A 17,641-nucleotide genomic window follows, 5' to 3' on the forward strand; every position below is an offset into this window, starting at 1 on the left:
GCCCATTTTTCCCAGAGAATACGGAGTTTTTCAGTGAAAACGCTGTCTTTGTTCGGATTGCGCTTTCAGTTACGTTCTGACGCAATTTTATGAAAATATGTGAAAAAGCTATTGACATGATACGTATTGTATCGTAAAGTTAGGGTTGTAAAAATACATAATGTATCACGCAGCAGGCGGCAGACGCTTTGAAAAAAGGCACTAAAAGCATCCGTATTTGTCAAATCAAGCGTAAACGGCTGACGCCATCCTCTGGGGGCAAAGCAAACGTTTCGCGAAGAAATATAGAGAAAGGATGGAAAAACCAAATCCTTTCCTATATTTCAAGCGTAAACGGCTGACGCCGTCCTCAGGCGGCAAAAGCTGCCGTTTCGCGTAGAAATATAGAGAAAGGATGGAAATTCCATATCCTTTCCTATATTTCAAAAAAGAATAGCAGAGTGAAAGGGTGGATGATTGACGCCGTTATGTCAGCTACTGAGAAGTCTCGACTCTAAGAGACAAGTTTCTGCTTTTGGGAAATAGACAAAGAAAAACGGATAGCCTGTGGAGGGATAACAGTGGAGTTGAAACAATATATGAAAATGATCCGAAAAAAAATAGGGCTGGTTGCGGTCATTGTTCTTATCGCCTGTGTGGCAGCAGCGGTAAAAAGCTTCTTTTTTACGACCCCTATCTATCAAGCCCATGCCAGGCTGCTCGTTAATCAAACCGCCTTGCCTGACGGCCAATTTTCCCCAAGTGTAGGAACGCTGCAAACGAATATTATGATGATCAACTCGTACAAGGTCATTATAAAATCAGAGACGATACTCGGTCAGGTAACAGAGCGTTATCCCGAGTTGAACATTACACCTGCACAGCTGGCCGGGCGAATATCCGTCTCCTCGGCTGAAAATTCGCAGGTCATGGATTTGCTGATTCGAGATCAATCGTATGCACGGGCCGCACAAATGGTCAATGCAGTATCCACCATCTTCAAGGAACAAATTCCCCTCATTATGAAGGTCGACAACGTTACAGTCCTGGATAAGGCGAATGAAAAAGCCGCTGCATATCCCATTAACAACAATCCCATTTTCGTCATTCTGGTTAGCTTTGTTGCAGCGCTTATGCTGGCGATTGGACTTGTGTTTTTAATTGAGTATTTGGATGACACGTTTAAGATGGAGTCCGAGGTTGAAGCGGTGCTGGGCATTCCCGTCATTGCCTCTGTACCGAAGATGACGAAGGAAGATGTCCGTCCTTCCCGCAAACGTGTATTGAATAACCAAGGGGTAGGTGAAGGGCAGCATGCGACGATTAACCAGTGAGACGAATTTAGTAGCGTTAACGAATCCCAATTCTCCCATTTCGGAAGTTTACCGAACGCTTCGCACCAACATCCAATATGCCGAAATCGACACGCCCAAGCAAATTTTAATGATTGCCTCCTCTCAGCCGGATGAAGGAAAGACGACGACGATTACCAATCTGGCGGTCACGATTGCCCAAGAGGAACGCAAGGTGCTGTTGGTTGATGCCGATATGCGCAAGCCGTCACTGCATCAGGTGTTCGACAAGCCGAATCGCATCGGCCTCAGCAGTGCCATTTCCAATCAATTTTCATGGCAGGAGGCGGTTATGGATACGATGGTAGAGCATTTATCGGTCATTACATCCGGTCCGATTCCTCCGAATCCTTCCGAGATGCTTGGCTCTAATAGGATGAAAGCACTCGTGCAGGAGTGGAAAGAGCATTATGACGTGATTTTATTCGATACGCCGCCGGTGCTCGCTGTAACCGATGCCCTTATCGTAAGCGCGTTTTGCGATGGCGTCGTCTTGGTTGTGCTGGCAGGCAAGGTGAAGAAGGAAATGGTCAAAAAGATGAAGGCGAATCTCGACCGCGTACAGGCGCAAATTGTCGGAGTCGTCATGAATAAAATCAATCCGAAGGACAGCGAGGATATTCAGCTGCAATATTATGAAACAGCCAAATCTTAAGCTGTCAGCTCCAGCCTGTTTTAAAAAAAAGAGTAAATGAATAACGGAGCCGAATGGCTCAGGTCATGCCTATAACACCTTTATCAGGGTAGGCACTCGGTCACGCTGTGGGTCAAGCGACCTTAGACATGATTGTCGAGGGTGTGATGTGAGGAAGGGTTAAATGCCCTGTTAAAAATAATAGTTATTGCCTTTTGCTATAGGCAAGAGGCAATAACTAGCATTTTTAACTTCTAAGAATGGCATTCATAGATAAAGAATAAATAGGGATAGGGTGATGGATGATGAAGAAGGTCAAAAAAGCAATCATACCTGCAGCAGGGCTAGGAACACGTTTCCTGCCAGCGACGAAAGCCATGCCGAAGGAAATGCTGCCAATCGTGGATAAGCCAACGATCCAGTACATCGTCGAAGAGGCGGTGGCATCAGGCATTGAAGACATCATTATTGTAACGGGCAAGGGCAAGCGGGCGATTGAAGACCATTTTGACCATGCGTTTGAACTGGAGAACAACTTGTTCAGCAAAGGCAAGTTCGACCTTTTGGATGAAGTCAGGCGTTCCTCCAATGTAGATATCCATTATATCCGGCAAAAGGAAGCGAAGGGGCTTGGCCATGCCGTATGGTGTGCGCGAAATTTTATCGGCAATGAGCCGTTTGCGGTGCTGCTCGGAGATGACATCGTCCAGGCGGAAGTGCCTTGCGTGAAGCAGCTGATTGAGCAATATGAAAAAACGCAAAAATCAGTGATTGGCGTCCAGACGGTGGCCGATGATCAGACGGATCGTTACGGCATCGTAGACATTTTAGAAAAATTTGACCGCCTTTATGAGGTGAACCATTTCGTGGAAAAGCCGGCGAGAGGCCAGGCGCCATCGAACTTGGCTATTATGGGGCGATACATATTAACCCCTGAAATATTTGGCTTTCTGGAAAAGCAGGAAGAGGGCGTCAGCGGCGAGATCCAGCTTACAGACGCGATTCAGAAGCTGAATGAGCATCAGGGCGTTTTTGCTTATGATTTCGAAGGCATTCGGTACGATGTCGGCGAAAAGCTCGGCTTTATTAAAACGACACTCGATTTCGCCTTGCAAAACCAAGAGCTTCGCGGCCAGTTGCTATCCGTTCTGGAGGATATTTTGGTCAGAGAGCAGCTGATTAAAGCAAACTAGTAGCTTTCGGCCGTTTCACCTTGAATTCTAAGAATTTATAAGTTTCATCCTTATATGTGATTAGAATTCTCCGACAAAGCTCTTCGCACGTCCCAGAAGGACGACGAAGTCGTTTTTGCTTAGAGTATTGAAATCGTTATTCTACTATTTAATCGAGGTGATTGCGAATGCCCCCATCCCCGCAGCGCAATGATGCCAGGGCCGTATTGGAAGGCGGTTTTAATGCAAGCTATGAAAAAAGAAAGTCGCTGCGCCTCTATTTAATGGCAAAGCGGGCAGTGGATATTATCGGGGCAGCTACAGGCATTATGATTTTATCGCCGATTCTGATTCTCGTGGCTGTTCTCATCAAGCTGGAGGACCCGCGCGGCAAAATCTTCTTTTACCAGACGAGGGTTGGTCGTAATGAGCGGACATTTAATATGTACAAATTCCGTTCCATGGTGTCCAACGCCGAGGAAATGCTGGAGGATTTGCTTAGCCAAAATGAAGTAGAAGGCGCCATGTTCAAAATGAAGGAAGACCCGCGCATTACGAAGATCGGCCGTTTTATACGGAAAACGAGCATTGATGAGCTGCCGCAGTTTTGGAACGTGCTTCGCGGCGATATGTCGCTCGTCGGTCCTCGACCACCGCTGCCGCGGGAAGTCGAAAGCTACAGCAGCTATGACAAGCTGCGCTTGCGCGTAACGCCTGGCTGTACCGGTTTATGGCAGGTGAGCGGCCGAAATGAACTGAATTTTCATGAAATGGTGGAGCTTGACCTCCAATATATTAAGCAAAGAAGCATTATTTTCGATATTAAAATTATTTTGCTGACTGTTAAGGTGATGTTCGGCTCAAAGGATGCATATTAGGGGCGTGGCTTTAAAACCTTAATTTTAAAAGAATGATGAAAAAGAAGCTTCGCTGCATGAAAAGCTTGGCTTCCGATCGCCATTGACCCCCAATTTCTCCATCTAAACCGCATCTGCGGTGGAAATTTCGGGTCAAAAGCGAACGCTGTCGCTTCTCCAGTCCAAGCTTTTCATTCCGCTTCGTCTTTTTCACCATGCTTTTATAAAATATAAGGCTTAAAAAGCACAGCCCGCTAAAAGGGAGAGGAATAAAGGGATGGAACTAGGAGCTAAAATTTATGTGGCGGGACACCGCGGGCTTGTTGGCTCGGCTATCGTCAGAGCCCTTCACGAGCAAGGCTATCAAAATCTTGTCTACCGTACTAGCGCGGAGCTGGACTTGCGCAAAAAGGATGAGGTGCTCGCTTTTTTCCAGCAAGAAGCTTTCGATTATGTGTTTCTCGCTGCAGCTAAAGTGGGCGGCATCGTGGCAAACAACGATTACCCAGCCGACTTTATTCGCGATAATTTGCTCATTCAAACGAATGTGATTGATGCCGCTTATCAAACGCATGTTGGCAAGCTGCTGTTTCTTGGATCAACCTGCATTTATCCTAAATTTGCTCCGCAGCCGCTGAAAGAGGAATATTTGCTGACAGGCGAGCTGGAGCCAACGAATGCGCCTTATGCGATTGCCAAAATCGCCGGCATCCAAATGTGCCAATCGTATAACCGGCAATACGGTACAACCTACATTTCCGCTATGCCAACGAACCTCTACGGGCCCAACGACAACTTCGATTTAAAAACTTCTCATGTATTGCCCGCACTTATTCGTAAATTTCATGAAGCAAAGCAATCCGGCCAGCCATCTGTGGAAGTATGGGGCTCCGGCAATCCGAAGCGCGAGTTTCTTCACTCCGATGATTTGGCGGATGCCTGCATCTACTTAATGCGCCATTATGAAGGCAATGACATCGTCAATATTGGCGTAGGAGAAGACATTTCAATTAAAGAGCTCGCAGAGCTGATAGGCTCTATCGTGGGATATGAAGGGGAAATTACATTCAATACAACCGTTGCTGACGGAACGCCGCGCAAGCTGGTCGATGTATCGAAGCTGAACAGGCTCGGCTGGAAATCCAGCATTACGCTGGAAGAAGGACTACGCTCGGTATATACCGCATATCAGAAGGAAGCTCTAGTCAATCATTAATATTTAAAAACCAGACACATGTGATGAAATGTCGTAGCGGAGTGAAAAGAGCCTGCTGGAGAAACGAAGTGTTCGTTTAAAGCTTTCCGTAGGAAAGCAGCATCGTAAGCATATGTTTTTGTCCTTGAATTTCTACCGTTTGATGGGAGATTCAGAGAAATTCAAGGGCAATGGCGATCGGAAGCAGGTCCTTTTCACGCAGCGCAGACACATTTCCATCACAGTATACAATAATCCCTTTGGAGGAATGAAGATGAAGAGAGCGCTAGTAACCGGTGTAACCGGGCAGGACGGATCGTATTTGGCCGAATTTTTGCTGGAAAAAGGCTACAAGGTGTATGGCATGAGAAGAAGAACGAGCACGCCAAACTATGAAAATGTCGCTCATATTAAAAATCAGATCGAGTGGATTTCCGGCGATTTGACGGATCTTGCTTCCTTAATCGAAGCGGTACGCATTTCCAATCCGGATGAGGTATATAATTTGGCGGCGCAATCGTTCGTAGCCGCTTCCTGGCCACAGCCGCTGGCTACCGCGCAGCTGACGGCGCTTGCGGTTACCAATATGCTGGAAGCCGTTCGCATCGTTAAGCCGGAAGCGCGTTTCTATCAAGCATCCAGCAGCGAAATGTATGGCAAAGTGCAAGAGACGCCGCAAAAGGAAACGACACCTTTTTACCCGCGCAGTCCCTATGGCGTTGCCAAAGTATACGGCCACTGGATTACGGTCAACTACCGCGAAAGCTTTAATATGTTCGCCTGCTCGGGCATTTTGTTCAACCACGAATCGCCTCGGCGCGGCCTTGAGTTCGTAACGCGCAAAGTAACGGATGCCGCTGCCCGCATTAAGCTCGGTGTGCAAAATGAGCTGCGCATGGGCAATTTGGATGCGCTGCGCGATTGGGGCTTCGCAGGCGATTATATTAAGGCGATGTGGCTGATGCTCCAGCAGGATGAAGCGGATGATTTCGTTATTTCGACGGGGGAAATGCACACGGTTCGCGAGCTGCTGGAGGTTGCGTTTTCCTATGTAGGGCTTGATTACAGCAAATATGTCGTCATAGATCCTGAATTTGTACGTCCGGCAGAAGTCGATTTGCTGCTGGGTGATTGTACAAAAGCGAAAGAGAAGCTTGGCTGGGAGCTGGAGGTTGGTTTTCAGCAGTTGATTCATATGATGGTTGATGAGGATTTGAAACGGGTTCGTGCAGAAACAGCCTATAACAACAGCTTGATTGGCGCAGCAGGGGCAGGCGTTTAATAGAAAGCAGAACAGGGCGGCAGAGCAATTTTGCCGCTCTTTATTATTGAAGAAAGCTGGAGTGAGCGATGATTAAAATTAAACCGGTAATCGAGCATGAAGGCATTTGCCGGCACTGCGGCGTTGTTCTTGCCAATGAACGAGTGCTGTGGCAGGGCATTCATGTATGCGTGGAAGCGTGCTGCCCTGCCTGCGGCGGCGAATACGTAGAGGATTTGAAGGTCGGGCATGCAACGACTTATCCGTATTTGATTGATCGGGCGTCGTACACGCTTAGTGGTCATGAGGAATCCAAAGGCTGGCTCGGCAATCCGCTGCTTCATAGCCTCCAGCATCCAGCTGCTGATGAACAGGTCAGGCTTGAGGTAGAGATTAAAGAGGCTTGCCGTGATGTGGTTATCATTAACTGCATCGACTTTCTCTACGGTCATTCCCTGCTCAAGCTGTTGAACGCTGAACGTGAACGTATCGAAAATCCGGATATTGGCATCATCGTCCTCGTGCAGTCGTTTATGAAATGGATGGTACCGGATTATGCAGCTGAGGTGTGGACGGTCAATGTGCCGCTCTCCAAGGCGCAGCAGTTCTATCCACAGCTGGATGAGCAAATTTCAGCGCAATGCGAGCGTTTTAAGCAGGTTTTCGTCAGCAGAGCGTATTCGCATCCGAGCCGGTTCAATATTGAGCATTTTACGAAAATGCGTCCGTTTCAGATGGAGGAGCCCCAGCCTGGGCCGACGCGAATTACGTTTATTTGGCGCGAGGATCGGGTATGGCTCGATAATCCTTATGTGATTAAAGCGGCGAAGCGCTATAAGCTGCTGCGCATGCTGCTTAAGCCGATTATTTGGTCGCAGCGCAACAAGATCGTCAAGCTTTTCAGCAAAATTAGAAAGCAGGAGAAGGACGTCAAGTTCAGCGTAGTCGGCCTCGGCCGCTCCTTCGCTTTCCCCGATTGGATTGATGATTGCCGTGTAAGCAAATTCAATCTGGAAGCGGAGCTGAAGGCTTGCGAGATTTATGCATCCAGCGCGGTCATTGTCGGGGTGCATGGTTCCAATATGCTGCTGCCCTCCGCGCTTGGCGGCATGGTTGTTAATTTAATGCCGGCGGACAAATGGGGCAATTTCGCCCAGGATATTTTGTTCACGGAAGAGAATAATCGCATTTCGGCGTATATGTACCGTTTTCTGCCATTGGAGACGAAAATTAAGGTGCTGGGCAAAATCATTTCCAGCCAAATTTCCGGCTTCACACATTATCACGATCAAATGAAGGAAGACATTATGATGAGTAGGAATGGGTAGGCTTATGGGCAAAATAAAGCAAATCTTGCAAGCGAAGGACCATCCGTTCTGGGTCATTATCCAGCAGTTTGTGACGAAGGTGCTGACGGGCGTCAAGTTCCTCATTATCGCCCGCATGCTCGGTCCGGCTGAGATGGGTTTGGTCAGCATTGCGCTCGTGAGCCTTTCGATTATTGAGCTGCTCACGCAGCTTGGCGTCATGGAAGGGATCATTCAGAGGAAAGAAGACTTGAACCATCAGCAGAAAAATGCGCTTTGGACGATGATGCTGGCGAGAGGCGTAGGCATCAGCCTCGTACTGCTCATAACCGCGCCTTATATTGCGCAGCTGTTCGGCGAGGGCCGGGCGACGTCCTTGCTGCTGCTGGCAGCGGGCGTTCCTCTCGCAACCAATGCGGTCAGCATTAAATGGTATGAGCGAATGCGCCATAAGGATTTTCGCTCAACGGGCATTTTGCAGCTGATTACGATTATGCTCGATTTAAGCTTATCCGTCATGCTCGTCGTTGTGCTGAATTCGCCAATTGGCGTCATTGCCGGCCAGCTTATCGCCCAGTTGTTCCGCTGCACGGCTTCCTTCGTCTGGTTCAAGGATAAGCCGAAGCTGAGCCGCGATATGGGCAGCATCGCCGATATTCGCAAATACGGCAAATGGATTTGGGCGAACAGCATTTCGACACTTGTGCTTTATCAATTGGATAAGGTCATTGCCTCCCGCTTTCTGGGAACGACGATGCTCGGACTATATCAGACGTCGCAGAAGCTCAGCCAAATGAGCATCAGCGATGCGTCTTATGCGCTCGGGCAATATTTTTTCCCGGTGCTTTCCAAGCTTAATCGGGAGGATCACAGCCAGCTGAAGGTGCAGTTTATACAAATGCTGTTTATTATCTTCTCGTTTTCAATTGTTACTTCAGGTTATGTGTTATTCAACGCAGAAACAATTATTGTTTTATTATTGGGTAATGAGTGGATTGAGTTAAGTCCGTTGCTCGGTCTAATGCTGCTTAACGCAAGTATTGCTGGTATTATGAATGTTTTTGTTGTTGCATTGCGTGCCATAGGTAAGCCACGGGTAGTAACCATTACATCTTATATTCAGTTGGGTATTTATGTGCCATTAGCTATAGCTGGCGTTTTCTATTATCAAGTTTATGGACTGATTTACGCCAGTATTATAGGAGCAGCCACCACCACGGTTTTATTGTTTATTTCCTGTTTTAAAAGAATGAATCTATGGGGTGAGCTCGTTTATTTAAGAGGGGTTTTTGCTAACCTCTTATTTGTCATTATTATGTTTATTATTTCAATTACAGCTGGAAATCAACTGACCTTTATTATATCAACAATCTTATATCTAATATTTGCATACAGGTTAGTAGCGAAGCTAAAAGTCAAGGTGAAACGGCTGTCGCCGTCTTTTGACGGCGCGGCGCGTTTCAGTCCGGGAAATAGAGAGAAAGTATGAAAAATTCATATACTTTCCTATATTTTAAAAAAGTGCAGGCGATTGATGAAATAAGCGTACCTGTAAAAATTTAATTGCGCAAAAGGAACGTGCTTATGGAACCTAAATTAGCTTTGCATAAAAACAATTCAATTGATTATATGGTAGGGTTTTATTTCATTATCTTTTGCTACACAGCTATTCTAATTCCTTTACTGGAGCTTTATAAAACGGTATTGCTAGATACGTCATTTAATTATCTTAACCTGGGCTTGAGCTGGTTTATTATGTTTTATGCAATGGGACGGCTTTCTTTACTTATGATGGGCGATACAAGAAGATTAATTGAACTGTTTTTCTGGATTTTTGTATACATTTGGATGGGTTATGTTCCTTTCCAACAAGTCCTTACGGAGAGTTTTCCTTTGTCGGGAACTTACTCCAGTGATGATATTCGCTTTGCGCTGTTTGTTGTTATAGCGGGCATTCTTTCCTTCGACCTTGGTGGTTTTCTCCATAATAGCTTGAACAAGAGACGGGAGAGAAAAGCCGATTATGATGATCGATCGAATTTAAATTTGTTTAAAATCGACAAAATACAAGTAAACGAGAAAAAGTTTATTATTTTTACGCTGATTGCGCTGTTTATATGTGCAATTATTATTTTGAAAATTGGAGGCGTTAGTGCATTATTTCTCAATAGACAAATCTTTAATGCTCAGTTTGGCGGGAAAATTGAGTTTCTTTTGTTATCCAGTTTTTTAAAGGTATCCATATTCGTATGTCTTGTACTTGGCGTTATATATTATAAGCATTCAAAAATAAAGCTTTCCTTAGGAACACAGCTATGGATCTTCTTTATTGGTATCGTTAATTTTATGATCAATAATCCTATTTCGGGAGCTAGATACTGGATAGGCTCGATGATATTAACCCTATGCTTTTTACTATTGCCATGGGGGAAGCGATCATTTTATAAATGGGTCATTATGCTTTTATGTTTATTGCTATTTGTATTTCCTAAATCAGATATGTTTAGGCATACAACAGATACGACGAAAATTGTCCAAAGTCTTACTGCCCAAAGTAATATGGCGACAGATGGAGATTATGATGCCTTTCAAATGACGCTAAACACAGTTAAATATGTTGATCTGTTTGGTCATACGAATGGGGAACAGTTATTAGTTGCTTTTCTTTTCTGGGTTCCAAGATTTATTTGGGCAAATAAACCTTTTGGCTCAGGAACGACAGTAGCGGATGCCCTCGGATACGATTTTACTAATTTATCATGTCCGCTATGGGCAGAGTTTTACATTGACTTTGGTTTGCCTGGAGTTGTGCTTCTGTTTATATTGTATGGATATTTTACTCAGAAGGCACAGAAGGCCTATGAACGAGCGGTAACAACGAATGAAATTTCAGTGGCGAGATTATGTGTGCCTTATTATGCTCCGTTTCAAATTTTTTTGCTAAGAGGAGAGCTGATGAGCGGAACCTCCTATTTAACGGCATATCTTTTCTTTGTTTTAATCGGATATTGGTTTTTTAAGCAAAAACAGGAGCCGTTAAATCAGGCATATCCAGACTTTAAAAGTGTCTCGAGTTAAATGAATATAAAAATGATTGGAGCAAGCCTATGAACAAGGTACTTCTTCTAACCAATACGATTGCGCCCTATCGCATACCCGTATTAAACAAGCTGCATCATGATGACAATACGAGCCTGACGGTCTGGTATTTGGAGGAGAAGGAGCAGAATCGCAAGTGGGATATTGATTATGGCGAAATCGAATATGCATACAAATGTCTGCCGGGCGTGCATGCTTTTATTCAAAAACTGGATATGGGCGTTCATCTTAATCCCGGCATTTTTTTGCGGCTGATGAAGCATAATCCCGATGTGGTCATTACCTCAGGCTACGATTCGCTTGGTTATTGGTCGGCACTGCTGTACAGCAAGCTGTTTCGGAAAAAATTTATCATTTGGTGGGGGAGCACGCTGGAAAGCAGCCGGGTACAGAATAAACTGGTGAACACGGTGCGCAAAGTGTTTTTCAAGCTAACGGATTCCTTTATTACATACGGGACACAGTCAGCAGAATGCCTGGAGTATTACGGCGTCAGCAAGGATAAAATCGTCATTGGCTACAATACGGTGGACATTCGATTTTTCCATAAAAAATATACCGAGCATAAGCAGAGCAAGCTGCGCAGCGATGAGGGGCCGATCAAGCTGCTTTTCATCGGACAGTTGATTGAACGCAAAGGTCTCGCGCAAATTATTGACGCCATCCAGCAGACGCATAGCGATGCGGCCTGGCAGCTGACCATTGTCGGCTCCGGCCCGGATGAGCAGAAGCTTAAGGCACGTGTAGAGCAATATGGGCTAACGGGGCAGATCAGCTTCGAAGGCTATAAGCAGAAGAATGAGCTGATTGGATATTTGGTGGAAGCCGATTGCCTGATTTTCCCCTCCCTAATCGAGGTGTGGGGGCTCGTCGTCAACGAGGCGCTAAGCACGAATACGTTTGTGCTCGCGTCCAAATACGCGGGAGCAACAAAGGATATTATCGTCGATAAGCAAAATGGCCTTATTATTGATCCGCTTGATCCGCAAAACTTAAAGGAATCGATGGACTGGGTGTTCGCGAACAAACGGTATATTCAGTCGAGCTGGAAATTGAAGTTTGGGCTGTGGCGCAAAATGCACCCGAATTATTATGCCAGAGCCGTAACATCTGCCGTAAACCGGGCTTTGTCAACGGAGGGATAGAAAGTGGAAAATATTCTTTATATTCAGCCGTATGCAAGCCATGTTGGCGGCGTGGATACGGTGCTGCTGCAGCTGGTTCAAGGTCTGGATCAGGCGAAATACAAGCCTTATGTGGTGCTGCCGGAATGGAGCCCTTATGTAGAAAAATATGAGGCGAGCGGAGCAACGGTGCTGTTCGCAGCTCTTGCCGTCTTCGGCAAGCCGACCGATGCGCTTTATTATTTTCGCAATATGGTTAAATTGGTCAAATCTATGCGGGCACTGCGAAAAATCGTAAAGCAGTATCAAATTAAGCTTATTCATTCGCATAAAATGGAAGTCATTGGCGGCAATATTGTCGGTAAAATGCTCGGTATTCCGACGCTGCAAACCGTCCATGAGCTGCCAAGAAAGCCGCTGATCGCCTATAAATTTGTCGGCTATCTGGACCATCTGTTCAATGACCGCATTATCGTCTTATGCGAACGCAGCAAAATCATGTTTCAGTGGGGCGGCCATACATCAAAGAAGCTGATCAAAATTCATAATGGCATTGAGGTGATCGCGCCTTCCGCGACCCCCGCGCCAAGTGAAGCGGCCCACAGCTTGCTGCGTGAGGAGCTGAACTTGGCCGAGACAGACCGCATCGTCATTACGGTGGCGAGGCTGTCGCCGATGAAAGGCATTGAATATTTGCTCAAGGCTGCGCACCTGATGAAGAGGAAGAAAGTCGAGCAAAATCTGCATTTTGTCATCGTAGGCGATGTTGCTTTCGATACGGATCAGGAATACAAGCAAGGCTTGCTTGCCATGGCCCAGCAATATAAGCTCGACAATGTGCATTTCCTCGGCATGCGCAGGGATGTTGCCGATTTGCTGCAGCAGGCGGATTTGTTCGTGCTGCCGTCAGTCTATGATATTTTTCCGACGGTGCTGCTGGAAGCGATGGCGGCTTCGCTGCCAATAGTAGCGACCGATGTTGGCGGCGTGCCAGAAATGCTGAATGGGGCGAACGGCCTGCTCGTTCCGCCGCAGGATGAGCTGGCGCTTCAAAAGGCGATAACGAGCATTTTTGAACAAAATTACAAGCTGATGGGAGAAGAAGGCTATTCGCTGCTCCAGCAATCCTTCACCCGGGAGCAATATGTGAAACGAACGACGGAGGTTTATGAGGAGTTGTTGAAAATCGGATGAAAAATCTCATTCGCTTGGACCAGTATGAGCAGGCTGGTTATTCAAGGGGCAGAAGCGGCGCGTATGTTCTGTTATGGTGGCTCATTCAAGGCACGCTGTTCCGGTTTTCCTTGCACAATATGTATGCGTGGCGAAGCTTTCTGCTTCGTCTGTTTGGCGCGAATATCGGCAAGGACGTATTAATTCGATCAACGGCAAAGTTCACGTATCCTTGGAAGGTCAGCATTGGCGATTTTTCTTGGATCGGTGATCATGTCCAGTTTTATAGCTTGGATGAAATTGAAGTGGGCAGCCACTGCGTCATTTCACAAAATGCTTATTTATGCACAGGCAGCCATAAAATCAATGATCCAGCTTTTTCGCTGGAAGTCCGGCCGATTGTCATTAAAGATGGCGCTTGGGTGGCGAGTGATGTATTCGTTTATCCCGGTGTCATTCTGCATGAAATGGCCGTTGCGGCAGCAAGAAGCACGGTGCTGAAAAGCATCCCGGCCAATGAAATTCATGCCGGTTATCCGGCGCAATATTTAAGAGAGCGATTCGCGAAAGAGGTCATGGCATGAAGCCTAATATCGTATTCGTAATAAATTATTTTTATCCTGATTTCGCTTCAACGGGGCAGCTGCTGACGGAGCTGTGCTTATATTTGCAGGATGATTTCAACATTACGGTCATCGCAGCACAGTCCGAGCAGGGCGAGAAGGAAGCGGAAGCTGCGGGTGACAAACGGCGGGTCGTCTATGACCAGTTAGAGGGCATTCAAATTATTCGCATTCGTCTGCCTAAGGTAGATAAGCGGAACAAGCTGAGTAGGCTGCGTTATATCGCATCCTACTTTTTTCATGCCAATATTCAGCTGCTGAAGCAGAAAAAGGTTCATTTTATTTACACGATATCGCAGCCGCCGATTTTGGGCGGATTGATCGGAACCATTGGCAAGACGCTTAAGCGCTCCAAGCATATTTACAACATTCAGGATTTCAACCCTGAGCAGGCAGCAGCCGCAGGTTATATGAACAATAAAGCGGTGCTCGGGCTGGCGCGCTGGGTGGACACCCTGAACTGCAAATACGCCGATCATATCATTACGGTTGGCTATGACATGCAGGATACCCTTCTTAAACGCTTTGCCAGCCGGAGAGTGACGGACAATACGGTCATTAACAACTGGACGAATGAAGAGGAAATTATTCCGCTGTCCAAGGAGCATCCACAGGTTCAAGCGTTTCTTCGCGAGCATGATTGGCAAAATAAATTCGTTATTATGTATTCAGGAAATTTAGGCCTGTATTATGACTTGGAAAATCTGGTGGAGCTTGCGAGCCGGTTTCGGGATTACCCGGATGTTATTTTCGCCTTCATCGGCGAAGGCGCTGTAAAGAAGCAGATGCAGGATTATGTGCAGCGGGAGCAGCTCGCGAATGTAGCCTTTTTGCCTTTTCAGCCAAAGGAGCAGCTCAGGTATTCGCTTAATGCGGCGGATGTGCATCTCGTCGTGAACCAGAAGGGCATCAAGGGCGTGTCGGTTCCGAGCAAAATTTATGGCGTCATGGCAGCAGGCAAGCCGGTTCTAGGTGTATTGGAGCAGGGCAGCGAGGCGTACCGGATTATTGAAGAGAGCGGCTGCGGGATCGTGGCGGAGCCTCAGCAGTATACGGATATTGCGCGAAAGCTGAATGCGATGATTGAGCTTGGCGGCGCGGAGCTGGAGGAGCTGGGGCTCAGTGGCCGGGATTATTTGGAGGCGCATTTGCGCAAGGAAATATCGCTTAATAAGTATCGCAAGCTGCTGCTTTCCATATAAGAAGGGGAGGAATCCATGATGAAGCTGGTATTATTGTCCGGAGGTTCAGGCAAGCGTCTATGGCCGTTATCGAATGATGCGAGATCGAAGCAATTTCTGAAGGTGCTGGAAAATGAAAACCAGGAAATGGTTTCCATGGTGCAGCGTGTATGGGGCCAAATTAATGAAAATGGCTTGGGCGATTCCAGCTATATTGCGACGAGCCAGGCCCAGATCGAAATGATGCAGACCCAAATTTCACTGGACGTTCCGCTCATTATCGAGCCGGATCGGCGGGATACGTTCGCGGCCATATCGCTTGCCGCCACCTATTTATATTCCCATGCGGGAGTAGGGCTGGATGAGGCAGTGGCGATTTTGCCCGTTGATCCCTATGTGGAAAGCCATTTTTTTGAAGCGGTAAAGCAACTGGAGGAGGTTCTGAACCGCTCCGATGCCGAGATTGCGCTCATTGGCGTGAAACCAACGTATCCGTCGTCCAAATACGGCTATATTATACCGGAAAAGGCGAGTTCAGCAGTGGCGGGTACGGTAATGGCAAGCAAGACTGACAGTGAATATGTTGCGGTCAGCCACTTTCGGGAAAAACCGACGGAGGAAATCGCCGAGCGGCTTATTGCAGAAAATGCCTTCTGGAATTGCGGCGTTTTTGCCTTCAAGCTGGGTTATGTGATTGAGCTGCTGGCGAGCAGAGGGCTGCCAATTCAATATGAGGAGCTTGCGAAGCAATACCAGCTGCTGCCGAAAATCAGCTTTGATTATGAAGTAGTCGAGAAGGCGTCGAGCATTGTCGTTCTGCCTTATGAGGGCTACTGGAAAGACCTTGGCACGTGGAATACGCTGACCGAAGAAATGCAGAACAAGCAAATAGGCAGAGGCATCATCAGCGAGGATTGCATTAACACGCATCTTATTAATGAAATCGATATCCCCGTTTCCATTCTCGGCTTGTCAAATGTCGTAGTCGCGGTGAGTCCCGATGGAATATTGGTGACGGATAAAAGCGCGAGTCCGCGCATTAAAGATTTTATCAGCTCCGACCAGGGGCCGATGTATATCGAGCGCCAATGGGGCTGGATCAGAGTGCTTGATGACCGCACTTATGAGGATGGCCGCTGCGTATCCACGAAGCGCGTAGGCATTCAGCTCGGCAAAAACCTCAGCTATCGCCTGCATTCGGCGCGCGAGGAAGTATGGACCATCGTCAAAGGCAGTGGGGAGTTTATTCAAAATGGCAATTTTATGCGCGTCGGAGCTGGAAATGTGCTGCATATTCCGATGAAGATGCTTCACAGCATTCGTGCTTTAACGGAGCTTGAAATTATTGTCGTGCAAAGCGGCATGGCCGAGGAGCGCAATCAGGTTGTGGAAATTTATCATACCTGGGACGAAGTGTCCGAGCATTGCATTAAGGTATAACCATGCTTGGCGCTCGCGGCACGAACGGCCGTTTAACAACGCTTGGGTACTATATTTCAGATTATGGCTATGGCCATGCAACGCGCAGCATTGCGCTTATTCGAACGCTGCTGCTTTATTCGCCGCGGCGTTATCGGCTAATAATCTGCTCGGGCAAAACGCTTCCCTTTATTCAGGCTTCATTAGCAGAATACAGCGCTGAATATAGCCCGGAACGGCTAGAGTTCCGCAGCTGTTCATCCGATCTTGGCTATGTGCTTGGCGGAGGAACAGGCTCGGTTGAGCCCGATCAAGAAAGGTTTAGGCTCGGTTACGAGCCATATATGGCGGCATTTTCAGCTGAGGTAAGGCGGGAAGCTGATTTTATGATGAGTGAGCGGCTGGATATGGTCATTTCGGATATTTCTCCGATTCCGATTGCCGCAGCCGCGCTTGCGGGAGTGAAATCGGTGGGCATATCCAACTTCACCTGGCATACTGCATATTCGGCTTTTATGGAGCAGGAGCAGCTGGCTCCACTGCGCCAGGCTTATGAACAGCTGGACTATTTTATTCCGCTAGCGGGATCGGGCACGGAGGAACGGAAATGGGCAGCGGGAAGCGAGCTGGCGACAGGCTTTTATTGCCGAACGCCGCAAGCTGCTGAGGTGCAGCGGATCGTGCGGGAGTTGAATCCGGACGGCAGCAAAACGATCGTTTATTTTGCCCTAGGCATGGGAATAGAGACAGAAGCGCTAGACTCGCTTTCTCTGTGGAACGATCACTCCTGTGTATTTATCGTATCGGAAAATATGCGGGTGAGTGGGCCGAATATTGTCCAAATTCCGCAAGGCTACACCGAATCGCAAAATTACGCGGCGGCGGCGGATCTCATCATTTCGAAGCCAGGCTGGGGTGTAGTCGGAGAGGCGGTCACGCTCGGGAAGCCTTTGATTGTGCTGGTCAGGACATCCATGACGGAGGATCGGAATACGATTCTAGCATTGCAGGGCAAGCATCCGCATATGCTGGTTACTTGGGAGGCTCTAATAGTGCTTAACCTACAGCAAAGTTTCTCGCAGCTAACAATGGAAGGATGGAGCCGTGGCGCTTCAATCGCCATGAATGAGCGGCGTAAATACCAGATTGTTCAATGGATTGAGCAGATTGCCGATGAAACGAATGCCATTCGTACCTACCTCACCTTGGTTTAGCATTTAGAGTTGGTTATAAAGGCTTTGTATAAGTAAGGATGCAAACGGAAG

Annotated in this window: 15 protein-coding genes; all 15 read left to right on the top strand. The window is 47.2% G+C overall.

The features are described 5' to 3' along the window. Positions 1 to 560: 560 nt before the first annotated feature. The 15 genes from AC6B99_RS23270 (at position 561) to AC6B99_RS23340 (ending at position 17,590) form a co-directional block, all read left to right on the top strand. Positions 561 to 1,313 carry a YveK family protein gene (locus AC6B99_RS23270; protein ID WP_496664346.1) on the top strand — a complete coding sequence of 251 codons (753 nt, stop codon included), beginning with the start codon at positions 561 to 563 and terminating at the stop codon, positions 1,311 to 1,313. Further along, entirely contained in the window at positions 1,294 to 1,986 is a 693-nt protein-coding gene (locus AC6B99_RS23275; RefSeq protein ID WP_056041288.1) for a CpsD/CapB family tyrosine-protein kinase, read from the top strand. Before AC6B99_RS23270 ends, AC6B99_RS23275 begins: the two co-directional genes overlap by 20 nt. A gap of 284 nt (positions 1,987 to 2,270) precedes the next feature. Then, positions 2,271 to 3,158 (top strand): UTP--glucose-1-phosphate uridylyltransferase GalU, encoded by an 888-nt coding sequence (gene galU / locus AC6B99_RS23280; protein ID WP_056041290.1) that lies wholly within the window; start codon positions 2,271 to 2,273, stop codon positions 3,156 to 3,158. A 167-nt stretch (positions 3,159 to 3,325) separates the two neighbouring features. Further along, the gene (locus AC6B99_RS23285) at positions 3,326 to 4,015 is read left to right on the top strand and encodes an exopolysaccharide biosynthesis polyprenyl glycosylphosphotransferase (RefSeq protein WP_494863135.1); all 690 of its coding nucleotides are present in this window, start codon (positions 3,326 to 3,328) and stop codon (positions 4,013 to 4,015) included. 256 nt (positions 4,016 to 4,271) lie between these two features. Beyond that, positions 4,272 to 5,210 carry an NAD-dependent epimerase/dehydratase family protein gene (locus AC6B99_RS23290; protein ID WP_494863134.1) on the top strand — a complete coding sequence of 313 codons (939 nt, stop codon included), beginning with the start codon at positions 4,272 to 4,274 and terminating at the stop codon, positions 5,208 to 5,210. Between the two features lie 253 nt (positions 5,211 to 5,463). Beyond that, entirely contained in the window at positions 5,464 to 6,471 is a 1,008-nt protein-coding gene (gene gmd / locus AC6B99_RS23295; RefSeq protein ID WP_494863132.1) for a GDP-mannose 4,6-dehydratase, read from the top strand. Positions 6,472 to 6,539: 68 nt separating this feature from the next. Further along, positions 6,540 to 7,778: a hypothetical protein gene (locus AC6B99_RS23300; protein ID WP_496664347.1), complete on the top strand. Its 1,239-nt coding sequence runs from the start codon at positions 6,540 to 6,542 to the stop codon at positions 7,776 to 7,778. Positions 7,779 to 7,782: 4 nt separating this feature from the next. Further along, complete coding sequence (locus AC6B99_RS23305) at positions 7,783 to 9,246, top strand: oligosaccharide flippase family protein (RefSeq protein ID WP_494863129.1); 1,464 nt, start codon at positions 7,783 to 7,785, stop codon at positions 9,244 to 9,246. Positions 9,247 to 9,341: 95 nt separating this feature from the next. Then, positions 9,342 to 10,835: an O-antigen polymerase gene (locus AC6B99_RS23310; protein ID WP_056041299.1), complete on the top strand. Its 1,494-nt coding sequence runs from the start codon at positions 9,342 to 9,344 to the stop codon at positions 10,833 to 10,835. A 29-nt stretch (positions 10,836 to 10,864) separates the two neighbouring features. Then, positions 10,865 to 12,001 (top strand): glycosyltransferase family 4 protein, encoded by a 1,137-nt coding sequence (locus tag AC6B99_RS23315; RefSeq protein ID WP_496664348.1) that lies wholly within the window; start codon positions 10,865 to 10,867, stop codon positions 11,999 to 12,001. Positions 12,002 to 12,004: 3 nt separating this feature from the next. Further along, on the top strand, positions 12,005 to 13,174 hold the full coding sequence (locus AC6B99_RS23320; protein ID WP_496664349.1) for a glycosyltransferase family 4 protein: 1,170 nt from the start codon (positions 12,005 to 12,007) through the stop codon (positions 13,172 to 13,174). Then, positions 13,171 to 13,737, top strand: a complete 567-nt coding sequence (locus AC6B99_RS23325) for a putative colanic acid biosynthesis acetyltransferase (protein WP_046233296.1) — start codon at positions 13,171 to 13,173, stop codon at positions 13,735 to 13,737. Before AC6B99_RS23320 ends, AC6B99_RS23325 begins: the two co-directional genes overlap by 4 nt. Continuing rightward, positions 13,734 to 14,978, top strand: coding sequence for a glycosyltransferase family 4 protein (locus AC6B99_RS23330; RefSeq protein WP_496664350.1), 1,245 nt, complete (start codon positions 13,734 to 13,736; stop codon positions 14,976 to 14,978). Before AC6B99_RS23325 ends, AC6B99_RS23330 begins: the two co-directional genes overlap by 4 nt. 18 nt (positions 14,979 to 14,996) lie before the next feature. Next, positions 14,997 to 16,397: a sugar phosphate nucleotidyltransferase gene (locus AC6B99_RS23335; protein WP_056041308.1), complete on the top strand. Its 1,401-nt coding sequence runs from the start codon at positions 14,997 to 14,999 to the stop codon at positions 16,395 to 16,397. A 2-nt stretch (positions 16,398 to 16,399) separates the two neighbouring features. Continuing rightward, complete coding sequence (locus tag AC6B99_RS23340) at positions 16,400 to 17,590, top strand: hypothetical protein (RefSeq protein WP_496664351.1); 1,191 nt, start codon at positions 16,400 to 16,402, stop codon at positions 17,588 to 17,590. Positions 17,591 to 17,641 lie beyond the last annotated feature (51 nt).

This window comes from Paenibacillus liaoningensis, assembly GCF_059609455.1.